Consider the following 21,700-nt stretch of genomic DNA (forward strand, 5'->3'; position numbering starts at 1 on the left):
CGTTGTAAATGTATAGTACACTAAATGAATAATATCTAAATCTACGATTTACAGAGAATAAGAGAGATCCACTCAATATTTCGGGGGTTAAACCGGAATTGTTCAGAAGGGTTTCTTTTCATCATTATTCCACCATTGAATCGACTCTTCTAATCCTGAATCCAGCGTATACTCTGGACGAAAACCAACGATATGTTTTAATCGCTCTGCGTTCGCTGCCATAAATAATGATTCGTTTTCAGGATAAGGAATCGCTCCAAACTGAATAGGCTGATTATACCCCATCTTTTGTGCGATTTTTAAAATTAACTCCTTCACTTGGACAGGCTGTCCTGAAGCAATGTTAACAGTTCCTTGAATATCGCTTTCCAAAAGGGCTATGAAAGCATTGGCCACATCTTTTATGTGTAAAAAATCACGATACTGTTCCCCATGTGTACATAAAATCTCTTTTTTCTGTAGTATGGAAGAAATCACGGAAGGAACCAATCTTTTTGGATGTTCATTTGGACCGTACAAAAAAAACAATCTTCCCCAGCCATAACTCAAACCTACTAGCTCTGAAAATGAGTGAACTAATAATCGTAATGCATTTTTGGCCGTAGCATAAGGGGTTTTGTAGGAGCAAGGGGTTGTCTCTTCTGTAAGATATCCATAATTCCAATCATACTCTGCACATGTACCCGCTACAACTACTCTTTGCCCACCATGATCAACGAAATGTGAGATTAACTCTATACTTGATTGAACCCATCGATAATTATCCTTGGACATCCAGTATTGTCCAGGGGTCGCTTCCCATGCTAGATGAAGCAAATGAGTAGGTTTCACTTGTTGCATAACTTCTTTGATATCTTGAAAATGAAGTAAATTAACATGATGCCATTTATACGGATCAGACGAGGAATCCACTACCCTCGTGCTGGTTGCGTGAACCTCATACCCTTTTTCAAACAATGGCTGTAATACATTCTTTCCGACCCAACCGTTAGCTCCCGTTACTAAAACCTTCTTCATAACCTAAAATCCTCGTAAGATAAGTCTTTTTCCGAAATGGCAGTATGTTCCGAATCTGGCCACTCTATCTGGAAAGCCGGATCATTAAAACGTACTCCTTGCACACTGTCGGGGTGAAAATATTGCCCCATCTGATAGAAAACCTCGGTCTCATCCTCTAACGTTTGAAAGCCATGAGCAAATCCCTCAGGGATATACAAACTATTTCTATTTTCGCCTCCGAGTAAAACGGAGGTCCACTTTTTAAAAGTAGCTGACTCAGGCCGCAAATCGATAATAACATCATAAATTGCACCTTTGACACAATGAACTAATTTGACTTCCTCATATGGAGGAGCCTGATAGTGCATCCCTCTAATTGTTCCTTTTTTTCTATTAACAGAGATATTGCATTGAACCCAATTTGTAGTTAATCCTTGTGCCGAAAACTCTTTCTCGCACCATGTCCTTGCAAATAAACCTCGATGATCTACTATGGGCTCTAATTCAATGACATACGCACCTTTTAATTCTAACTCTTTAAAAATCAATGAACACCACTCACTCTCCTAGAACTAAATGACCATTTATTTCTATATTTATACCTAAAATGTAGGGTACATGACTAAAAAATAAGGCGACCCTCGAGGGTCGCCTTTACAGTTCTAAGAACGTAAGCACAGTTCTAAGAACGTAAGCTTTGATTATATTCAGGTGCTAACACAATATTGGTATAGGTTCCTTTACCTGATACGTAATAATAAGCATGCTCGATTCCAGCTGGAATAAAGATCGAAGCTGGACTATGAACCACCATCTCTTCTTTCTCCATTTGCACACAACAAGTTAAACCAGTTCCATCCGCATGATCTCCCCAGAAGACAAACACACTATCGCAATCATGTGTATGACGATCTACATGATTTTCAGGTTCGTTGTCATCGAAAGTACGCTGAATCGCATATAAGGTGGAGCGAGAATCCACTCGATGATCCATAAGCACCCACCGATTTCCAGGTCCGTTGCGATGATATTTTAATTCAGAAGCTCCTTTTTCAAATGGACTTCCAACTCGTAATGCCGTAGACAGCACCGGAGAGGCTATTGGAGGCCTCTCCCCTATCACCTTTCTTTTCCGCCCAACCAGCTCTGGAGGGAACATCTCATAGGTATGTGCCTCTTTTTGTACAGCTTGTACATGATACCTAGATGTATGTGTAAATGCATTTTTTCCTACGATCGGTCTCAGATGATCAGGACGAAATCCAGTTGTCCATTGGACTGCGTGAGACAGCTCAGGGATTCTTTCTAACGGAAAATGCTGAAAGCCTTGTTTCTCTTTTAAGATGACGGCTAGTTGAAGAAGATCCACGATACCGGTTCTTTCTCCAATTCCCAGTATCGAAGTATCGATAACCGAAGCTCCTGCATCCATGGCAGCTAGAGCATTAGCAGTGGCCAATCCGAGATCATTATGTAGATGAACTTCGATATCAGAGTGAATCTCTCCGACAGCCCGTTTTACTATTTCTCCACACTCACTAGGCGTCCATATACCAATTGTATCCGCCAAACTAATACGATCTGCTCCTGCTTCCACCGCGGCTTTTCCGAGATAGAAAAGGTCTTCCCATGAAGTGCGAGAGGCATCCTCAATCGTAAAACGAACTTGGAGTCCTAGCTTCTTTGCTTCTTCAATCGCGTAAGCGACTCGATCTTTTATCTGAGCAGGTGACTTATTGCCGAATTTAGCAGTAAGTGAAACCGGATTAATCGAAGCCCAAACTCCAATCCAGTCTGCACCAGCCCGAGAAACAGCTTGGACTTCCTCCGAAATAGCTCGTGCATGCATGAGTGTTTCCACGCTTCGAGCAGCAGTTGCTACCTCCTTGCAGACTTGTTCATCTTCTGCAGAAATCCCTGGATGACCCACTTCCACGATATCGACCTGAAATTCTTCTAAAAGGTGAAGAAGGTGGATTTTATCTTGACTATGGAAGCGAACCCCCAATTGCTGTTCGCCCTCTCTCAGAGTAGAGTCTAATATTTTCAGACGCAATCTCATTCTCCCCCCAATTGCTACTTTGTTTGTAAGAATTGTTCTGTTGCTTTTAGAAGTTGATCCCGATTCTTTTCATATAGGGCCCAGTGTGTAGCCTCTGGAACGACAACCTCTTTTTTATCCTTCACCCCTGTTAACTTCTGCAACAGATTTTTTTCGGCAAAGAAATCCGCATCTCCGTAGACGACAAGTGTAGGCGCCGTAATTTTCGATACGTCATACAGTGGGTGGTTTGTCCAAATCGAAAACAGATCTTGCAACGGGCCCATAGGACGACGAATCGCTTGATTTTCTCTCGTTTTACTTGTCTCATCAGACTCTATAAAAGTAGTTCGTACTTTTTTCATCGCATCATCTGAGGCAAGCGCTTTTCCATTCATCATCATGTGCCAATGATGCATTCCTTTGTCAAAGTCGATTAGTTGATACGCAGGCGACTTAGGATTAAATTCACCTGGTTTTTCTGGGGATTCAAACGGCTTTGTCATCGAAGGAAGAGAAAATCCATGCATAAACCCGTAGAGAACGAGTTTATTCACATTTTCTGGCTTCTGAGCTGCATATTCCCCTGCTACTACCGCTCCCCATGACCAGCCCACAATACTTACTTTCTCTACCTTTTGTGTTTTCTTAATGTGATCCACAGTGGCAGCTAGATCTTTTAGAGCTTCTGTATGGGTAACCACAGGTTTGTTTTGATTAGGAGGTTGGTTCATTTCCTCCGGACGAGTAGATCCCCCGAATCCTCTGAAGTCCATCGCCCATGTATCGTATCCTTTGCTAGCTAAATCATCCATCCATGAATAGCCAGGTACATCGAATGCTTTTGCAGTCGGAACGCTAAAAGGTTCTAGAAAGAGAACAGCCTCTTTTGCTTTGGTTTGTTTCTTATGACGGAGATAAATTTGAGCTCCGCCATCTGTCGGTATTTTGGTTTCCTCTAAGGAAATCGGCTCTTTCTTTTGCGTTGAACTGGTATTTGATTGACAGCTGCTCAGGATGCTAGCTAGTCCAATTGATATAACAGTTAGCACAGGTAAGACTTTTTTGAAATTCATTTTACTTCCTCCATCTATGTTGAGACAAAATACTTGGAAATGGCAATCAATCCAGCTGCAATAATAAGTCCTGCTGGGAGGCCACGGAAAAAGAGAACAGCAACAAGCGTGCCGATGATAACGCCAAATAAGATAACGGGCTGGGTAGAAAGAACGCCAATTCCTTTTCCTCCTACATATGAAACGAGAAAACCAGCCAGGAGTGCAAATAGCCCGATAGGAGAAAATAATTCCTTAGCTAAAGCAAGTAAGTTTAACTTCTCATTGGTTAAAGGAAACAAGAGAAAAATCATCAAAAAGAAGATCCCTACATGAAATGAATGTTTCTGCAACAGCATGATCAAAGGCTTCCATTGGATCAAGTAAACTAAGAGCAACGCTACTGCTGCGGAAGCTAACCAATAATCTTTAAAAAGAGCTGATACGCCTGCAATGAGTAAAAAAGTAATCACAACCTGAATCATCTGAATCCCTCACCCTATAAAACGGTATTGTCCCAGTATCCATCCGCTGGCGTTTGTACCTCTACCATTTGATGACTTGCGAGATTGATACGGATTAAGTCTGGCCCAATAACTGGTTTTAGGTCCTCTCGTTTTACCAGAAATTTAAACGCTTCAAAACTAGCCAAAACACCTACTATATTGGCGACTGGAGCAAGAACCGCCCATGGGGCCTCTTTTTTCACATAAGAATTTGCCCAGTTTTCGTCTGCCCCGTATTGGATAGAGTGAACAGCACGCCCATCTTTTAAGGCATTAATCTTCTGTTTCATCTCTTCAGTCAAAGGTTGTTGATAGGAAGGATGGCTTAAAACCACTTCATATGGCGTTGAAGTAGGTGTAAGAGACATAACGCCTCCTCTAAATGGCGGGGTTACCGCAATCCAGATCGATGGAATCCCTAGTTCCACAGCAGTACGGTGAATAATCACTCGTGCTACCAGATTATCTGTCGCATCGATGATCACATCCGCACCTTGTAACAACTCTTCCGCATTCTCTTCTGTTACGAACTGCTCCGTTACTTTTACCTCGATATCTGGGTTGATATCTTCGAGCGTCTCTCTAGCAGACTCTGCTTTGCTTTTATCAATTCGGCTTACGGAACTAAGCATTTGTCTGTTCAAATTACTCGCTTCAAACACATCACGGTCAATCACATGAATATGTCCAACTCCCATGCGGGCTAGTTGGATCAGCGTAATTCCTCCCACTCCACCTGCTCCTACTACTGTGACACGTCCATTCCGGAGCTTCTCTTGTTCTTCTTTAGAAATAACACCTAAGTTACGAACAAAGCTTGCTTCATATAGATTTTGTGTAGTTTGGGTTGCCATGTTGATTTCCTCCTAGGTTTAGAGATGTGCGTAATTCCAACCACCGTCCGGTGCTGTTTTAATTTGGACTGGCTGTTCGGCATCCAGATTAATGAGTAACGCCTTAGGTGCAAGAGCCGAAGGGGTACGTTTCGTTATAATTTGAACTGCTTCATGAAAGCTAAAAGTGGCTAAAAGCATGGCCCTCACGGGTGTAATAATCCAGCCAGCTTTTCCTTCGCAAAATTGCTCTGCCCATTCCTTAGGGGCCCCTTGTTCCACTGAATATCTAGCTCGCTCTTTTTTTATGTCTGCAATCTGTTGTCGCACACTTTCATCCGTAAGTTTGATCCCTTTACCCGGTAAATTTAAGATATCTTCATAATGAACTCCATCTGGAAAAAAGGAAGATACAAATCCACGATTAGGTGGGCTACCCGACATTCCCACACTTGGAACTCCTAGCTCGCGAGCCGTTCGATGGATAATAACCCTTGAAGGCATATCATCGACTGCTTCAATCACGACATCATGACCTTTAATAAGATCGATTACATTTTCTTCATCGACCATCGTTTGGACAAATCGAGTTGATATGTAGGGGTTGATATCTTTTACTGTTTTCTCAGCTACTTTTGCCTTCGCTTCTCCTAATACAGAAGTGGATGCAAGCATCTGACGATTCATATTTGAGACTTCAAACTCATCTGCATCCACACCCGTGATATGCCCAATTCCCATACGAGTACAGAGGATCGCTTGAACCCCACCTACTCCTCCTAATCCAAAAATAACGACTTTCGCTTCTTTTAATGTAAGTTGTTCTTCTTCTGAATAGACACCGACGTTTTTCTTAACTAGTTCCCGGTAAAAATCGGATTCGTTTTGAAATGAATAAAACATGTCGACCTCCTGGTTATGTATTTCAGCACCCCTATCTTATCGTGGGTACGAATAGAAGGTAATGGTCCATAAGAGCCAAATTCCCTATCTTTTGTGTATAGAAAAACAAATAAAACCGCGACTATGTGTTTAGCCACGGTTCTTCTTGTAATGAACATGATTTTCCAAATACTCCAGTAAATCATGAATTCGCTTCTGGTACGTATGCATACGGCGAACATTTTGATATGCTTTTGCCGCCATTTCCGCTCGTTCCTCTTCACGTGATAAGTAATAATGAATTTTTTCCTTTAATTCACCTAATGTATGAAAACTAGCAATCTCTTCCTCTGCAAAATGCTGATAAAGATCTGTACGCCATGTAGTTAGTTGAAATGATTTACAAGCTGCAATCTCGTAGGTGCGATTATTAGGTGTGTGCGCTGCTATATTTTTCGGATTATCTTCTCGATCATTATTCGTACGATGAATATTCAGTACGATTTTCGCACCATTGTAATATTTTATTACTTCATCAGGAGGAATGGGGTTATTTAAAACACACTTCTTTAACTTAGAATAATTTTTTAGCTTTTCCCACCACTGACCGATAATCTTGGTTTTATTCTTTAAAAGGATCGGGGTCAGTTGATCAAAGTAACGGATTCGAATCGGGAAAGCACTTCCTACAAAACAAAGATCAGATCGGTACTTCTCCCCTACATTCATCGGCCGATACTTATCTGGATTTACCGCCAATGGCAAATGAAGCACTGTTTTCCCTAGTTCTTGGTAAAATGAAACACTATTACTATCTTGTGTGATGACTAAATTATAGGGCTGGACTAACTCTTTATGCGTCTTCAAACGATAGGGATCATCCACCACCCAGATTCCGATCGGAATCTTCATCTTCCTTATGGATGTCACATAATGAGCAGGCAAAAACGGTCCACGAAACACCAAAATAAAATCAGGACGAAACTCCTTAATTTTCGGAATCAATTCTTTCCGTTTATCTTGTCGAATCATAAATTTGTCAAAATGGAAATCTGACCTCTTTTTCCCAATAGATTGAAATCCTGCTAAAATGTTCGAGTCCTCGTCCGATAGATGATTCTGAAACTCAAACCCACATCCCGATGAAATGAAGAAAATTCTCATACACATCTGGTCCTTTCCCAAGACACAGTGATTTCTGCATATTATATGGCGGGAGTCTTCCTGAGGTTCATTCATTAGGTGGAAATAACCATAGCGATGATTTGTTTATGTATGTTACCAAGCCTGTACATATGACCCATAAAGTGAAACCAAATACCACGTATAAGGTGGACTTCGATTTTGATATTGCCACCAATGAAGCAGCAGGTTCATTTGGTATCGGTGGATCGCCAGCCTCTTCTCTCCATGTGAAAGCAGGAGCTTCTATAGTTGATCCTCAGACGTATGTAAAAGATGGATATAATCGATTGAATATCGATCATGGCCATCAAAAGAATGATGGGAAAAATACAATACGAATTGGCGATTTGGGCAAATTGCATACAACGGATAAGTCCTATGAAATCAAAAACTTCAAGAATGAATCCAGGCCTTTCTATATCAAATCAGATAGCAAAGGTCAACTCTGGTTGGTTGTAGGTACTGATTCTGGTTACGAGGGCATTACGAAATATTACATTCCAAGAATCAAAGCAACTTTAACCGAAGCACCTTCAAAGTAAACGAAATAAAAGAGAAATGGATATTCCTAGCGTGAGTCCATTTCTCTTTTGTTTCATCTATTTAATGATTGATGTATTAAATGATCTTCCCATCGTCTTAACGCATGGTTATCAGAAGGTCTTTTCAATACATAATCATAATAATATAATGTTTTATTTACTTGAACTTGCTTCTGTATGGATTGACATGCTCTCCAGCCCCATTCATCATCTTCTCCATAGTTACTATCCTGATAACGGTGTTGGACAGCTATTTTTTTTGCGTAACATACTCGAGTATTTGGTTTTCGATAGTAATAGTGTTCATCCTCAGAATGTGAGTAGTTCACATCGTACTTACAAATCTTCTTACCCAATCCACTTAAATTTACTTCTACATCAAAATTAATACAATCTGCATCCGGATGCTGGTCGATACAATCTAATAAAGCTTGAACATAATCTATCTCTATGCGATCATCGTCATCCACAAAAGAGATAAATTCACCTTGGGCTAGATCCATAAGCGTATTTCTCTTAGCTCCTATCGTGCTTTTTCTATTATCAACTAAAACTAATACTTCTACAGGAAGCTGGTGTGCTTGCCTTTTCAATTCAGCCATCGCCCTAGATGCATGGGTAAGTCGTTCAATGGTGGTAGGGACTAAAATAGATAATTTCATTTCCAATGGGATGATCTCCTTTATAGTTGGAGTAGATTGCTCTATTTTATTATGGAGACAGCGTGAATATGACAATATCAACTAACTCAATAAACACCTATTCCACTCATTCATCATATAAAGTTTCTTTCAAAACTCTACATAATCTAAAAAAGATATCTCAAAGCATTTTCGCTCGATCCAATATTCAACTATGGAGTTTCGATTTCTTTTTCCGAACTATCTTTCTCTGACTTTACTCCACTATCCGTACTTTTACTAAACTTTTCTAGAGGTAGTGGCGGGTTCTTTCCTCTTTCTGCTTCTGGGGCCGTGTACGTATTTATTTGAATCGTCCCGCCGCTGATGGTAATTCGAATCACCATTGGCTTGTTGTAATTATTTTTAAAGCGGAAATCAGGTCCTCCCCATGAGACAGTTGCATCTCTGCCTGGTGGCACATATGGAACTTCTTTACTATGAGAAATGCGTCGGGTAATTTGCACATTTGCCTTATCTACACTATTAAACAACGTACTCGAAACCTGGCAGATTCCCCCGCCAATATCCTCCGAGACTTCTCCTTTAACGATGACACCCGCTTTTTTATAGCCACTCGCCGCCGTGCGTTCTCCAACTACGTTATTAAATGAAAATTCTTCTCCTGGAAGTAGGACGATACCGTCAATCGTTTCAGATGCTCTTTTGATATTACTCGTTCGATTTTCTTTCCCTGGATCAAAGGTGGTCTTAAAGGTTCCCACTAATTTATCATCTGCTTTTTTAATATCCTCAGTAGTAACTTGTGGTTCAACTGTAATGAATGGAAGCTCTTTCTTTTGATTCACTAAAGACTTAATATCGGTCAGCCACTTTTGGACTGTTTTGACATTAACCACTGAACCCGCTTGCTCAGGTGCAATGGTATCCTCTACTTTTTTCTGAGAGGCATTTTTCATAGGTGCATCTACTTGTTTTTTCACATCATCTAGCCATGCTGTGAGCTTCTTCTGATCAATTTTAGAAACGTCTTTTCCATCGTAGCCAATGGTGCTCAAATCAAGCTCGAAATTTTTCCCTTTTGCTGTTAGGATCATTTTCTGAGATGGTACTTTCACCTTCTCTTTGCTGGCACGAGGATGATTACTCACATCTTGTGCAACACAGAGATAGACAACCCCTACTATAAATAGAAACGCTAAGGTACTGACAAACCACTTTTTCGTTTTTTTAGCGCTCTTCTTTTCAGGATCAAGGGCTTTAGTAGGTCGATCTTCTTTTTTTGATACAACAGGCCCTTCCCCATTCATCAAACGGGCTTCATCTATCTTGGATTCCTTTAAGATAGCAGATGTCTCTTCACCTTCAGAATCCACTATATCCTCTTGGTCAAGCCTAAGTGGCTCTTTTCTCCCTTTATCTTTTTCCTGCACTCAGTTTCTCCCCTTATATGTCGTTGTTATTTCTCTTGGTGACAAGTACTCAGTATAAGGGGAGGTTATTTCAAAATAACAAACGACTTATTTCAGAGTTGTAAACAATCGAATTGAACAAAATCATCGGTAACTTATTTAACCGATGTAAAATTAGAAACAGAGCGATTTTGGGCAAAATCTGTTAGATCGAAACCATATAGATAAACGACTTCCCAACTAGGCCTAGTGACAGGGTAGCTGTCCTAGGCCGCAGTAACTTTTCCAATCGTTTACAAATGCTTTGCTCATAGGGTTCTTATCACAAACCGCAGTCTATCACTAGGCCTTAAACAAATCATTATTTTTGTTTCCTTAACAGAAGATTCCTTGCTTCTTGTTCTGTTCTTCCAGTATTAGCAGCAGCAATGACCATTGCTCTAATATCTTGGGCAAGATTTTTTTGGTTTTCAGAAATTTTCGCAATCATTTCATGTATGCCATTCATAACTTGTTCACTCCCTTTCATGTTGTTATCTTCCGTAGTCTATCATACTCATTACTCCCAAAACCTCCTCCGCTTTTTAGCAATTAACAAATTAATCTTCCTGAAAGGGGATGATCGGAAGTCTCTTTTCGATCAGTTCATATCGTTATATGCAGAAAATCATGATGCAAAATGGATGGTAGAAGATCCGTCCAATAACGAATATTGGAAAACGATATATGAACGTAAAGTCAAAGAACTGAATGATTTAAAGGAATTGGTTATTCGTTTGGGGAGTAACGAAGAATTCATGATGAAACAAGCTGAACGTGAATATCAGCTCATTCTAAGTCGTCGATCTAGTGACCATAGCTTAGCCACTTCCACATTTGCCATCAGACAAGCGTCGAACCCAATCATATCAAATTTATTGGTTTTTGCTTGCGACTTATCAAATGCTTGTTGTAGTTCTGATAGAGTTAACGCATCATGTTTGTGCTTCTCGTCAGATCCATAGACCTTGACAGAGCCCAGACCATGATTCCACAATAGACCTTGACAGAGCCCAGACCATGATTCCACAATACAATCCCATATTTTTTGGCGGGATATTTTTTCATGGACCAATTTATGAAATCAGTCAATGTTGCTGGTGGAAGCTGCTTCCCCACCGCTCTCTAGATCAGAACCTACCATATAAACCATTAAGGTATAATCACTCTGAGGTGGAGCTGATGCCATTTTTGGAGATGCGAAGGATAGTAGAGTTATCATCCCTGCTAACATTACCTTTGCTAATTTCATTTATATTTCTCCTCTCAGTCCCTACCTACTACAAATGACTCTGATGCCATGTTCCCAGACATTTCAAGCGCAATTAACTTAAAGCGATTGCTTCCTGGCTTCAAAGGCCATGTTTCGTTGTAGGTAAATCCTTCGTGGGAGCTTTCGTTTGAAGTTCAGGAATCGTATTGTCTACTTCATCCATCAAAATTCCATTTATTTTATACATATATGAGACATCCAGTTCGGAGGGATGTACAAAAAAACCAGACTCTGGATCTTTTTCTATTTCGTAATCTACAGATAGGAGATACTCCCCAGCAGGGATTTTCTTTTTGTTACGGGAGCTGGTGCTTGTGTCTTCTTTTGAAACGGATGTTACCATCGCTGTAGATAAAAATCCCACAGCCCACTTACGATATGTCACTAGAATATCCCCTTTACTTGAAGTGTGAGTAAGTATAGGGGATATTATTTCAAAGTAATACACGACTTATTTCAAAGTTGTAAACAATCTATGAATATATAAAATCGCCGAAATTAGAGAGCTACTTATTTTTTGAAATAAACACCTATTCCACTCATTCATCATATGTTATTCATATCATCCTGTTGGAAAGTAGGTGTACTTTTGAAAATCATACTCATTGCGATCGATACCTTGCGAGCAGACCGTTTGGGATGTTATGGATACCATAACGACATTAGCCCTAACATCGATGGACTAGCTAAAGATGGGGTTTTATTTGAGAACATGATAGCTGAGAATAATGTAACCCAAAGCAGCTTTACAACCATGCTGACGGGTAAAAATCCATATCAACACGGCATCGTAAATATGAAACCAACAAAGATCCCCCAGCGTTTGATTCCACTCCCTGTGTTTCTTCAGAGAAAAGGCTATAAAACAGCTGCTGTGGATTGTAATTATCGAATTACTGGAAAGTCGAATCCATGGTTTAAAAAGGGATTTGACACATACTTGGATCCCTCTGAAAATCGACCCACACACCTTAACCTCAGTGCAAAAGAGATTAACCAAAGTGCGATTCCTTGGCTCAAGAAACACGCACAAGATCCCGACTTCTTTTTATTTCTCCATTATTGGGATCCACACTATCCCTATCAACCAGAGGGAGAATTTGCAGATTGGTCCTCAGAGCAGTCACCCGTTCGGGCACAGGCGAATGAACCATCATTAAAAGCCTGCCTCCGTGAGCCGCTTTGGAGTTTTATATCTAAATACAATCAGGATCAGAAGAGCATTGCTCAAATCCAAAAAGATTATGATGGAACCGTCAAACAGGTTGACCACTATATCGGAGAATTAGTGGAAGAAATCAAGCAACTCGGCATCTATGAAGATACCATGATTATCTTAACTTCCGATCATGGTGAGAGTTTGGGAGAACATAACATTTTCTTTGATCATCATGGACTTTACGAATCTACACTACATGTCCCTCTTATGATCACCTGCCCACAAAAACTACCTAGCCAAAAACGCGTAAGCCGACTTGTTCAACATGCTGATATCGTACCTACTATCATGGATCTGGCCGAGATCCCCATTCCAAAAGAGATGGGTCCAATAGACGGGACATCTCTTTTGGATTTCTCACTAGCAAACAAACAGAATCATCGTCCATTTGTCGTCTCGTGTGAAGCAAACTGGCAGTGTAAACGATCCATTCGTAATCAACAATGGAAACTCATCCAATCCCTAGAGCGTGATGTTTATGGAAATCCCAAGTTTGAACTCTACAACATCAAACAAGATCCGCATGAAAAAAAGAATGTAATCTCTGAACATCCACAGGTAGCACGGCATCTCCAACATCAGATGAAAAAGTGGGTGGCCCAGATGCTTCGCAAATATCGTAGACCTGATCCTCTAACGAAAGGTGTGAAAGTAAAAATGAACCGGCTAACGGTAGCAGAAGAGGAAAAGGTGAAGAAGCGGTTAAGTGAGTTAGGATATTAAGAAAAACAAGTAGCCTTTCAACTTTGCAAGGCTACTTGTTTTTCTTAATATCTAAAGAGCTATATATATTTAAATTGCGTAGCTTACGAATATACTTCTTCGGGTTTACAATCCATTTTTTCTCGATATGTAAGAGAGATCCTTTCGCATGGGTTAGATATTGCTCTGACTCTGATTCTGTTTGCTCACGGAAATGTTGAAACGCATGTAACATATAATTCTCATGATTCACCATGCGATCCCAAAAGCTTATAACCAGAAACGTATGATCTTTACGCCCCAAGCACATCCCTAACACACCTTCGAAACTTGATACGTTCGGTACAACCATCTTCTCCTGTGTCTCGATAAATCGGTGGGCTTGTTCAGGTACAACCTTACATAAAATGGCTTGTACCACACTTGCTTCCTTCCAGACCTTATCGATATCTGTATTCATGGAATGCTTTATTACTTGAAATGTTTGTACTTCCATAGATTGAAAAGTATCTTTTTGTTTGGTTTTATCATAGATAGGATCGTGCTTTTCTTTCATGAAGGTCTGGTAGTTTTCTTCTGTATCCCATAGAGACAAGATCGTTGCTTGTCCACGATCACGATCACCCCAGCCTCCGATCTGCCCCTTAAATCCTTTGGATTTCCTTATCTCTTTCCACTTTTGCTGGGCCTTAGAGAATGCATTTTTGTTACTTATCTTCACGTGACATTGGATGAATTTTAATAGCATGTCGTACTCCTTTTTATCAAATTATATAAACTATTACTAATAGGAGCAACTTGTTTGAATAAAGTTGCTCCTATCTTCTACCACACCTTGGCTTTTCCTAGAATCCCTTTCATGGGCGGAAGCTGAAAGATATTTAAAATAGTAGGGGCTACATCTGTGATATGCAAGCGATCTACCCGCCTAAATTTACGAGTATCTCTATTCTTGATCCCCTGAATAAAGATACCATTATAATCGTGATTAGCGCCATCTGGACCCGTATCATTTTCTTTGACAAAAAGAGTCCCATTTCCCACTGTTCCAACCGACCTCCAATATAAATCTCCAAAGTAGATTAATAAATCAGGCGGAATATTTTTTACTGTTGTGTAGCGCTTCTGAGGTTTAAAAACTTTGTTGTTCATAAGGTTCCCAAGTTCATTTCGGACTCTCTTAATCTTTTGGATGATTTCATTTCGAAGCTTCTCCGCATGTTTAAATGGGACAGTTCCATGTGGTTCTCGCCCCTTGATATTCAGACATAACCGTCCATAATATCCTCCGTACCCCCATGCTTTCGTCTTATCCCAGTTTACTAGATCCGGTGTCAATGGAGTGGGTTCCGTAACAGGTCCTTTTAATGTTAGATAACCTTCTTTTATGAGCCATTCGTTTAAGCAGAATCCACCATCCATCTTCTTCGCTCCATGATCTGAGACGATAAATACGTGGGTTCCTTCTGGAATGTGTTCCAATAGCTCCCCTATTTGTTGGTCTACAAATTGATAATATCGAAATATGACATCGTGATAAGGAGATGGTTTGTGTAATACATGTGTCTCATCCATGTAATGCCAGAATGCATGATGCATCCGATCAATTCCCATCTCAACCATAGCAAAGAAATCCCATTCCTTATGTTCCAACAAATATTTTGCTGTCTTAAATCTCGTCTCCGTCATTTGATAGATATCACCGGTTAATTCCTCTACTAAGTGTGTACGAAAATGCTTTACATCGAATTGATAATCCCCTACATTTTCTTTGATTTCCTCTTGTAATTCAGGCGGATAGGTATGTGTTGCAGACTGGTCTGGAGTTAGAAAACAGCTGACGAGACAACCTTTCATTGGTTTAGGTGGATAGGTCGGTGGAACTCCCATTATGATGGATTTGTAGCCGTATTTTCCTAATTGATCCCAGACTGTCGGTTCATTTAGCTGGCTACTATCCACTAGACCTACATCGAGATAATCATACCCTGCTCGATTTCGAAATCCGTAGAAACCTAATTGCCCTGGATCTTTTCCCGTCATCATACATGCCCATGCAGGAACCGTTATAGGAGGATCACAACTACGTAAGGGTGCGTACACTCCACTTTCCATAATTCGCTTAATATTGGGTAGATCATGGATCCAACGATCAAATACTAAGCTTGGTTCCGCACAATCAAGGCCAATCAACGCTACTTTTGGTCGTGCCAACTTTATGTCCTCCTTTCTAAATCAGTTGCTTATCCAATATATATGAAAGAACTTTCTCTGCACTCTCTTCTGGCAATTCCGTCACGGTATCTAAAATCAAATCTGGTTCCAAGGGAATTTCAAAGGGATCACTAATTCCTGTAAATTGATTGATCTGTCCGGCTATGGCCTTTTTATAAAGACCTTTCACATCACGCTGGATACACTCTTCTAAAGAACAATCCACAAAAACTTCATGGTAATTCGGAATATGAGAACAACAATACTCCCTCATCTCTTCATAAGGGGTAATAAACGAAGCAAGGACATGAACGCCATTTTGGTTTAAAAGTCGTGTCATAAATACAGCACGCTTTATCTGTTTCATCCGATCTTCTCTACTAAAACCTAAATCCTGATTGATTACCTCTCTTAATAAATCTCCGTCTAAGAGCTGTACCCGAACCTTCATCTTATCTTGTAATAGGAATTCAACTAACTTGGCAATTGTTGTTTTTCCTGCACCAGATAGTCCTGTAAACCATAGTGTAAACCCTTCCTTCGTCATCAGAACTCCCCTCCATGTTTTTACTATATGTGCAAGAAGGAGGCTTGGAGTATGCTTATGCCTACTGTTCGTCCGTTTACTGTGCGCATCCCCGCCTATTTGAAGGCAAGATGATGGAAAGAGCTTACATGACACAGATAGAAAGTATTTTTTGTATCCGTTCTTCATAGCTGTGGTCCTTCTTCGTCCGTATATAGGCCGCATGAGCAATTTGTTCGCGTAATCGTACGCGTGGTAGATAAAACTTACTTTTCTCTAGAAAATCTTCCATTCCTGAAAAAGAAATGATTTCCTTTCCAATCTCGTATAAAGAGGATAGGTCTGGGCGTTGATCAATTAACTGAAACGATTGACACGCAGCAATCTCAAACAATCGATTATTTGGAGTATGTGCCTTAATTTGTTGACTATTTTGTTTTAAGTGGGGATCATCATGAGAACGATGCAAGTTTAGCACCATTTTAGCACCGCAATAATAATAATTTGCTTCAAGTTCTGATACCCAGTGCGGATGGACTTGATACTCTTTTTTCTCAGAGAATCGCGTCCAACCAGGACCTACTAGTTTCGTTCTCATAAGGCGTACCGATGGGGCCAATGCCTTTAAAAATCGAATCCGGTTTTCAAATCCGCATCCGACCATTACTAAGTCAGAAAGATACTTCTTAGAGATTTGTTTTCGAGGTTGGTAGGTATCAGAGGAGATTGCTAGGGGAAGGTGGTGGACAATTGCCGAGGGGCATTGAGCCTGATAGACAGGAACTGCCTGTGATTCATTTGTAAAGATGTAATCAAACAATGGTGCTAAGGGTTTCGCTTTATCGATCGCATATGGATCATCTGTAAACCAGATTGCTTTCGGGAGGGGAATCGATTTTAAAAGCTGTCGATTACTAGGTGTTAATCTTTCACCATGCATGGCCAAAATAAGCTGAGGACTTATCCGATCTTTCATGTGACTCCAATTTTGCTCAAATTCATCTCCAGGACCCCATATAATAACATTATGTCCTAGTTTTTTACACGCAAGGATAATCATCTGATCAATGAAGGTAAATGGTTTTTTGATACCTGATCGCAAATAGACAATCTGCACCAGCCCCTACTCCCCTTCTCTCTCTCCAGGCGGAGAAATACCCCATTTTCGAATGAAATAGGCTCTGTTTTGCTTTAATAGCTTTTTAAATTCTTGATAAGGTCTCCGTTGAAAGCTTTGACTCCCGTAATGATGAAGATACGTGTCACCCGCAACCACACAATCAAATCCAGCCTTTCTCACACGATAGGAGTAATCATCATCTTCGTACGTACCTAAACCATATCGTTCATCCATTTCTCCTATTTCCTCATAGATAGAGCGCGGAAACACAAGACAAAAACCTGATAAGCGATTGCTTTTTCTCCATTTTGATGAATCTGTCTGATTGTACTCTTTTGTAAAGAGATCAATATCCACTTTTGAATCCAATGAAGGAACCTGTATCTTCTGTTCAGGGATAACTCTGTTTGAAACAGGGCCTACCATGCCACATTGCGGAGACTCTTGTAGTGCTTGAATCAATTGCGCCAACCATCTCGGACCCGGACGAGTATCATTGTTTAAACATACCAAATAATCCCCTGTCGCAGCCCGTAAACCTTGGTTCGTGGCACTAGCAAAGCCTCGATTCCATTGGTTATGAATCCAAGTAATCAAAGGATGTTTGAGTAGAAATGGCGGTGGTTTCTCTTGTGAGCCATTATTTATTAAGATAATTTGGATCTGTTTACATTTCGTATGTTGTAAAATCCTCGCGACGCATTCTCTTGTTAAGACCCACTCGTCTTTTACTGGAATGATGATACTTACAGAGTGATCTTCAAACCTCCCCATCCCATTTCCCCCAGTGGATCTTCCCCATTCTCTTCGCATTTGCTCGCATCGTTAACCATGCAGATGGCTCTTTTACCATCATCTCTACAGCTGAGAGTAAATTCTGACGCCATTTTTTTAAATCGACTACATAGCCTGTATACAAATGATTCACATAATAACTGTGGTCACCTTCATCATCTGTAATCACAGGAATCCCCTGCAATAATGACTTACTATGAATTTCCTTCATGCTGGTCTCTTGGGGAGCAAACGTAAGGATGGCATGAGCTTCTTTCCATAATCGTTCACTCTGAGCCAGTGGTATGTATTGTATATGTTGATGTTGTAGCACTTTGTTTGTAAAGCAAACTAATTTGCAATTTGAGTTTTTAAAAAAATCCCCCATGAAAGAAAAAACTTCGCTTTTTAAAGAAGGGCGAATCCAATCCTCATGGGTTGCAATCCAAAATCGACGCTTCCCTGATGAAATCATTCGCCCTTCCTCCTTCTTTATTTAAATTGTGTTTCCCAATTAAAATTGATTTCCGGGTCATTATAAGCAATCCGGTATTCATCTGGATCGCTTGCCTGATACGATTTTGTTGTTAGATAAACAATGACAGCAGGTTCATTCCCCAAGACACGATAGCCATGTGCGACTCCTGTTGGAATCAAGAGCACACTCGGATTTAACTCTCCTAAATAATACACATCCGTTTGACGATATGTACTGGATTCCTCTCGTAAGTCGTATAAAACAACCTGAGCATTACCTGCAGGAAAATACCATATATCATCTTGCTTTTTATGATAGTGAAATGCTTTGATCACTCCTGGATATGTCAAAGAGGCTGACATTTGTCCAAAGTGTTGTAGGAGCCCTTCATCATCTCTCACTAGCTCAGTAAAATAACCACGATCATCACAATGCTTTACACATTTTTTATAGACTACTCCCTCAATCAAGAAGTCCTCTCTCCCTTCCATCTAAAAAGAATCTCGCTAACCCTTTTGTCCAATGTGGTAGATGTTCAATTCCTTCTCCCGCTCGACTATGAATCAAATTTGAAGTAACGGGCCTCTGGGCTGGTCTGATAAACTCCTTTGTTTCCACAGGAACTACCTGCATCTCCAAATCGGCAAATAAAAATATTTTTTTAGCAAAGTGATACCACGTACAGCCACCTACATTACTCATATGGACAATCCCTTTTACTTGTGGGGTATGAATGAGTCGATATAATCCATCCCCCAGATCTCTTGTGTAAGTGGGTGAGCCATATTGATCATCTACTACATAAAGCATATCCTGCTTCTTTGCTAGATTTAGCATCGTCCAGACAAAATTAGCCCCATCTATCCCATATAGCCAAGAAGTGCGAACGACTACGCTATTTTTACATAATGCCAAAGTCCAGAGCTCGCCTAACCGTTTTGTTTGTCCATACCAATTTAATGGATTTGTGGGTGCTGATTCCGTACATCCAGACGATTGATTCCCATCAAATACATAATCTGTACTGACATAAACCATCCTCGCCCCCACTCTTTGACAAGCTGAGGCTACATTACGAGTTCCCTCTACATTTACTTGATAGGAGGAATACCCACCCGTTCCCTCAGCTTCATCCACTTTTGTATAGGCAGCGCAATGGATTACGACATCAGGCTGTTCTTCATTCATGATCTGAATCGTTTGCTGTGCATCTGCAATGTCCCACTCTAAACGGCTAAATCCTTTTACCGATATCCCTTCTAGACCAGACCAATCTTGAATAATCGATTGCCCCAGTTGTCCGTTTGCCCCGTTTACAAGTATCTTCACGTTCTATCCCTACTCACTTCTTTAGTATTTCACTCCTGACCACCAAACGGTCTGAGATTGATACCAATCCATGGTTGTAGTAATTCCATCCTCCCACGTCATCGTAGGATTCCAGCCCAACTCTTGATTTATTTTTGTATTATCCAAACAATATCTTGTATCGTGGCCAGGACGATCATCTATAAACTCAATGAGTGAATAAGAAGCCTTCATAAAATCACATACCATTTTTGCTACTTCGAGATTCGGAATCGGCTTCCCTGAACCAATATGATAGATTTCTCCTGAGTTCCCCTTCGTTCGAACCGCTTCTACTCCTGTACAATGATCATGTACATAAATCCAATCTCTTTGCATGGAACCATCCCCATACAAGGTAACGGGTTTACCCGCTCGCAGAGATTGAATCATCTTCGGAATCAACTTTTCAGGATGTTGTCTAGGACCGTAGTTATTGGTACAACGCGTAATGATAATGGGTAAATTATACGTATTAGCATATGACATACATAATAAATCAGCGCCTGCCTTACTTGCTGCATACGGATTTCCAGGAGAGAGATTCGTCTCTTCATTCGCACTCCCATGAGGAAAATCACCGTATACTTCATCCGTGGAAATCTGAATAAATCTCTCGATTCCGCGGCGTCGAACTTCCTCGAGTAAACGATATGTTCCCATCACATTAGTCATAAGGAAGGGCTCTGCACCTAAATGAATGCTTCGATCTACATGTGACTCCGCTGCAAAATGCACTACATCCGTAAATGAAAAGCGATCAAATAATTGGGATACTTGCAACGGGTCAGTCAGATCAACCTGTACAAATTGATATTGAGGGTTTAGCTCCGCGTCTATGTTGTTAAATCGATTGGCGGAATAGGTTAAGCTGTCAACATTGATTACTGTGTGATCGGTATGATCCAGCATAAACTGAATATAATGACTCCCTATAAACCCTGCTCCACCCGTCACTAAAATGGTTGCCAAAATTGACTCCCCTTTCATGCTGATATTTTCATTTGTCTATTTTGTCTCTGATGCAAATTGGTTGGCTCTTATTAAAGATTCAAATGTACCCGCATCGGTCCACCAATCTGAGAGGATATCGTAAGAACAAATATCTTGTTCAATATATTTATTGTTTATATCCGTAATCTCAAATTCACCCCGCTTTGAAGGCTCTAGTTGCTCGATATATTGATATACTTTTGAATCATACATATAAACGCCCGTCACACAATAAGAGCTCTTGGGGTTTCGTGGTTTCTCTTCAATCGATCGAACACGATTTCCATCTAGTTCAGCCACGCCAAAACGTTGAGGATGTTCGACTTCTTTTAATAAAATTTTCGCACCGCTTCCTTGAGCTACATAATCCTCCACATAGGGTGTAATTGAATCTGCGAAGACATTATCTCCTAACAATACTACCATTAAATCATCACCAGTAAAATGCCTCGCCAAATATAGCGCCTGGGCGATGCCTCCTGGTTTATCCTGTACACGATACGTAAACTCAGCCTCAAATTGGTCTCCACTTCCTAAGAGCCGTACGACTTCTCCCATATGCTCTACACCCGTCACAATACATATTTCTCTGATCCCTGCTTCGATCAACTTTTTGATGGGATGATAAATCATAGGAGTATTCCCTACAGGCAATAAATGCTTGTTCGTCACTTTTGTCAGTGGATAAAGACGCGAGCCTGTTCCACCTGCTAAAATAACACCTTTCATATCTAGACCCTCCTCAAATGAGTATGATATATATAGAATATTCATCTAGTACCAAACTAGTACAAAAGAAAGACCCAAAGGCTTGTCCTTTGGGTCTTTCAGACTGCAGACAAACCTCTTCTGAACAACAAGTTTAGAAGAGGTTTTTGTGTGAATTGACTCAAATATCGTTTATGGCGATGGTTTCTCC

The 21,700-nt window shown here is 40.5% G+C and carries 26 protein-coding genes; 2 read left to right on the plus strand and 24 right to left on the minus strand.

The features are described from left to right. Nucleotides 1–102: 102 nt before the first annotated feature. The 8 genes from EDD57_RS12375 to EDD57_RS12410 form a co-directional block, all read right to left on the minus strand. Entirely contained in the window at nt 103–1,017 is a 915-nt protein-coding gene (locus EDD57_RS12375) for an NAD-dependent epimerase/dehydratase family protein (protein ID WP_131849730.1), read from the minus strand. Next, nucleotides 1,014–1,547 carry a dTDP-4-dehydrorhamnose 3,5-epimerase gene (gene rfbC / locus EDD57_RS12380; RefSeq protein ID WP_131849731.1) on the minus strand — a complete coding sequence of 178 codons (534 nt, stop codon included), beginning with the start codon at nt 1,545–1,547 and terminating at the stop codon, nt 1,014–1,016. The genes EDD57_RS12375 and rfbC overlap by 4 nt, the downstream gene beginning before the upstream one ends. A 134-nt stretch (nt 1,548–1,681) precedes the next feature. After that, nucleotides 1,682–3,061 carry a LeuA family protein gene (locus tag EDD57_RS12385; protein WP_131849732.1) on the minus strand — a complete coding sequence of 460 codons (1,380 nt, stop codon included), beginning with the start codon at nt 3,059–3,061 and terminating at the stop codon, nt 1,682–1,684. Nucleotides 3,062–3,075: 14 nt separating this feature from the next. Further along, on the minus strand, nt 3,076–4,116 hold the full coding sequence (locus EDD57_RS12390) for an alpha/beta hydrolase (RefSeq protein ID WP_131849733.1): 1,041 nt from the start codon (nt 4,114–4,116) through the stop codon (nt 3,076–3,078). Nucleotides 4,117–4,130: 14 nt separating this feature from the next. Continuing rightward, entirely contained in the window at nt 4,131–4,568 is a 438-nt protein-coding gene (locus EDD57_RS12395; RefSeq protein ID WP_131849752.1) for a DUF441 family protein, read from the minus strand. Between the two features lie 26 nt (nt 4,569–4,594). Beyond that, nucleotides 4,595–5,455, minus strand: a complete 861-nt coding sequence (locus EDD57_RS12400; RefSeq protein WP_131849734.1) for a HesA/MoeB/ThiF family protein — start codon at nt 5,453–5,455, stop codon at nt 4,595–4,597. A gap of 18 nt (nt 5,456–5,473) precedes the next feature. Further along, a complete protein-coding gene (locus EDD57_RS12405; RefSeq protein WP_131849735.1) occupies nt 5,474–6,337 on the minus strand; it encodes a HesA/MoeB/ThiF family protein in 864 nt (287 codons plus the stop codon). Nucleotides 6,338–6,466: 129 nt separating this feature from the next. Further along, a complete protein-coding gene (locus EDD57_RS12410; protein ID WP_165873810.1) occupies nt 6,467–7,486 on the minus strand; it encodes a CgeB family protein in 1,020 nt (339 codons plus the stop codon). Between the two features lie 101 nt (nt 7,487–7,587). Here EDD57_RS12410 and EDD57_RS12415 point away from each other — a divergent pair, with 101 nt between their 5' ends. Continuing rightward, nucleotides 7,588–8,043 carry a hypothetical protein gene (locus EDD57_RS12415; protein ID WP_131849737.1) on the plus strand — a complete coding sequence of 152 codons (456 nt, stop codon included), beginning with the start codon at nt 7,588–7,590 and terminating at the stop codon, nt 8,041–8,043. Nucleotides 8,044–8,096: 53 nt separating this feature from the next. Here EDD57_RS12415 and EDD57_RS12420 read toward each other — a convergent pair whose 3' ends face one another. The 6 genes from EDD57_RS12420 to EDD57_RS12435 all read right to left on the minus strand — a co-directional run bounded on the left by EDD57_RS12420 (nt 8,097) and on the right by EDD57_RS12435 (nt 11,793). Further along, the gene (locus EDD57_RS12420; RefSeq protein WP_131849753.1) at nt 8,097–8,705 is read right to left on the minus strand and encodes a glycosyltransferase family A protein; all 609 of its coding nucleotides are present in this window, start codon (nt 8,703–8,705) and stop codon (nt 8,097–8,099) included. 191 nt (nt 8,706–8,896) lie between these two features. Further along, nucleotides 8,897–10,117 carry a VanW family protein gene (locus EDD57_RS12425; protein WP_131849738.1) on the minus strand — a complete coding sequence of 407 codons (1,221 nt, stop codon included), beginning with the start codon at nt 10,115–10,117 and terminating at the stop codon, nt 8,897–8,899. A 340-nt stretch (nt 10,118–10,457) separates the two neighbouring features. After that, a complete protein-coding gene (locus EDD57_RS14495) occupies nt 10,458–10,625 on the minus strand; it encodes a hypothetical protein (protein ID WP_165873811.1) in 168 nt (55 codons plus the stop codon). Nucleotides 10,626–10,919: 294 nt separating this feature from the next. After that, entirely contained in the window at nt 10,920–11,165 is a 246-nt protein-coding gene (locus tag EDD57_RS12430) for a clostripain-related cysteine peptidase (protein ID WP_165873812.1), read from the minus strand. A gap of 54 nt (nt 11,166–11,219) precedes the next feature. Then, nucleotides 11,220–11,387, minus strand: a complete 168-nt coding sequence (locus EDD57_RS14500) for a hypothetical protein (RefSeq protein ID WP_165873813.1) — start codon at nt 11,385–11,387, stop codon at nt 11,220–11,222. A gap of 100 nt (nt 11,388–11,487) precedes the next feature. Beyond that, nucleotides 11,488–11,793, minus strand: coding sequence for a hypothetical protein (locus EDD57_RS12435; RefSeq protein WP_131849740.1), 306 nt, complete (start codon nt 11,791–11,793; stop codon nt 11,488–11,490). 204 nt (nt 11,794–11,997) lie between these two features. On the opposite strand from EDD57_RS12435, the gene EDD57_RS12440 reads away from it, so the two are divergent. Then, nucleotides 11,998–13,350, plus strand: a complete 1,353-nt coding sequence (locus EDD57_RS12440; protein WP_165873814.1) for a sulfatase family protein — start codon at nt 11,998–12,000, stop codon at nt 13,348–13,350. 31 nt (nt 13,351–13,381) lie between these two features. Here EDD57_RS12440 and EDD57_RS12445 read toward each other — a convergent pair whose 3' ends face one another. From EDD57_RS12445 to EDD57_RS12490, 10 genes are all read right to left on the minus strand, one after another. Then, complete coding sequence (locus EDD57_RS12445) at nt 13,382–14,077, minus strand: DUF4937 domain-containing protein (protein WP_131849742.1); 696 nt, start codon at nt 14,075–14,077, stop codon at nt 13,382–13,384. A 77-nt stretch (nt 14,078–14,154) separates the two neighbouring features. Continuing rightward, on the minus strand, nt 14,155–15,543 hold the full coding sequence (locus EDD57_RS12450; protein ID WP_131849743.1) for an alkaline phosphatase family protein: 1,389 nt from the start codon (nt 15,541–15,543) through the stop codon (nt 14,155–14,157). Nucleotides 15,544–15,559: 16 nt separating this feature from the next. Then, on the minus strand, nt 15,560–16,294 hold the full coding sequence (gene cysC, locus EDD57_RS12455; RefSeq protein WP_341539671.1) for an adenylyl-sulfate kinase: 735 nt from the start codon (nt 16,292–16,294) through the stop codon (nt 15,560–15,562). Beyond that, the gene (locus tag EDD57_RS12460; RefSeq protein WP_131849745.1) at nt 16,215–17,186 is read right to left on the minus strand and encodes a CgeB family protein; all 972 of its coding nucleotides are present in this window, start codon (nt 17,184–17,186) and stop codon (nt 16,215–16,217) included. The genes cysC and EDD57_RS12460 overlap by 80 nt, the downstream gene beginning before the upstream one ends. Before the next feature lie 6 nt (nt 17,187–17,192). Beyond that, on the minus strand, nt 17,193–17,963 hold the full coding sequence (locus EDD57_RS12465) for a glycosyltransferase family 2 protein (RefSeq protein WP_165873815.1): 771 nt from the start codon (nt 17,961–17,963) through the stop codon (nt 17,193–17,195). Next, nucleotides 17,950–18,438, minus strand: coding sequence for a hypothetical protein (locus EDD57_RS12470; protein ID WP_131849747.1), 489 nt, complete (start codon nt 18,436–18,438; stop codon nt 17,950–17,952). Before EDD57_RS12470 ends, EDD57_RS12465 begins: the two co-directional genes overlap by 14 nt. 17 nt (nt 18,439–18,455) lie before the next feature. Continuing rightward, nucleotides 18,456–18,911, minus strand: a complete 456-nt coding sequence (locus EDD57_RS12475; RefSeq protein WP_131849748.1) for a dTDP-4-dehydrorhamnose 3,5-epimerase family protein — start codon at nt 18,909–18,911, stop codon at nt 18,456–18,458. After that, on the minus strand, nt 18,904–19,770 hold the full coding sequence (gene rfbD, locus EDD57_RS12480; RefSeq protein ID WP_131849749.1) for a dTDP-4-dehydrorhamnose reductase: 867 nt from the start codon (nt 19,768–19,770) through the stop codon (nt 18,904–18,906). The genes EDD57_RS12475 and rfbD overlap by 8 nt, the downstream gene beginning before the upstream one ends. 21 nt (nt 19,771–19,791) lie before the next feature. Next, complete coding sequence (rfbB, locus tag EDD57_RS12485) at nt 19,792–20,760, minus strand: dTDP-glucose 4,6-dehydratase (RefSeq protein WP_131849750.1); 969 nt, start codon at nt 20,758–20,760, stop codon at nt 19,792–19,794. A gap of 36 nt (nt 20,761–20,796) precedes the next feature. Then, entirely contained in the window at nt 20,797–21,510 is a 714-nt protein-coding gene (locus EDD57_RS12490; protein WP_131849751.1) for a sugar phosphate nucleotidyltransferase, read from the minus strand. Nucleotides 21,511–21,700: the final 190 nt, after the last annotated feature.

This window comes from Baia soyae, assembly GCF_004341445.1.
GTDB classification, from domain to species: Bacteria; Bacillota; Bacilli; order Thermoactinomycetales; family Thermoactinomycetaceae; genus Baia; species Baia soyae.

Coding starts and splice junctions, on each gene's coding strand:
- EDD57_RS14500 (WP_165873813.1), bottom strand. CDS start 11,387: ATGAAATTAGCAAAGGTAATGTTAGCAGGGATGATAACTCTACTATCC.
- EDD57_RS12410 (WP_165873810.1), bottom strand. CDS start 7,486: ATGTGTATGAGAATTTTCTTCATTTCATCGGGATGTGGGTTTGAGTTT.
- EDD57_RS12375 (WP_131849730.1), bottom strand. CDS start 1,017: ATGAAGAAGGTTTTAGTAACGGGAGCTAACGGTTGGGTCGGAAAGAAT.
- EDD57_RS14495 (WP_165873811.1), bottom strand. CDS start 10,625: ATGAAAGGGAGTGAACAAGTTATGAATGGCATACATGAAATGATTGCG.
- EDD57_RS12445 (WP_131849742.1), bottom strand. CDS start 14,077: ATGCTATTAAAATTCATCCAATGTCACGTGAAGATAAGTAACAAAAAT.
- EDD57_RS12490 (WP_131849751.1), bottom strand. CDS start 21,510: ATGAAAGGTGTTATTTTAGCAGGTGGAACAGGCTCGCGTCTTTATCCA.
- EDD57_RS12470 (WP_131849747.1), bottom strand. CDS start 18,438: ATGATTTCATCAGGGAAGCGTCGATTTTGGATTGCAACCCATGAGGAT.
- EDD57_RS12405 (WP_131849735.1), bottom strand. CDS start 6,337: ATGTTTTATTCATTTCAAAACGAATCCGATTTTTACCGGGAACTAGTT.
- EDD57_RS12415 (WP_131849737.1), top strand. CDS start 7,588: ATGTATGTTACCAAGCCTGTACATATGACCCATAAAGTGAAACCAAAT.
- cysC (WP_341539671.1), bottom strand. CDS start 16,294: ATGCGGCCTATATACGGACGAAGAAGGACCACAGCTATGAAGAACGGA.
- EDD57_RS12390 (WP_131849733.1), bottom strand. CDS start 4,116: ATGAATTTCAAAAAAGTCTTACCTGTGCTAACTGTTATATCAATTGGA.
- EDD57_RS12400 (WP_131849734.1), bottom strand. CDS start 5,455: ATGGCAACCCAAACTACACAAAATCTATATGAAGCAAGCTTTGTTCGT.
- EDD57_RS12420 (WP_131849753.1), bottom strand. CDS start 8,705: ATGAAATTATCTATTTTAGTCCCTACCACCATTGAACGACTTACCCAT.
- EDD57_RS12385 (WP_131849732.1), bottom strand. CDS start 3,061: ATGAGATTGCGTCTGAAAATATTAGACTCTACTCTGAGAGAGGGCGAA.
- EDD57_RS12465 (WP_165873815.1), bottom strand. CDS start 17,963: ATGGGGAGGTTTGAAGATCACTCTGTAAGTATCATCATTCCAGTAAAA.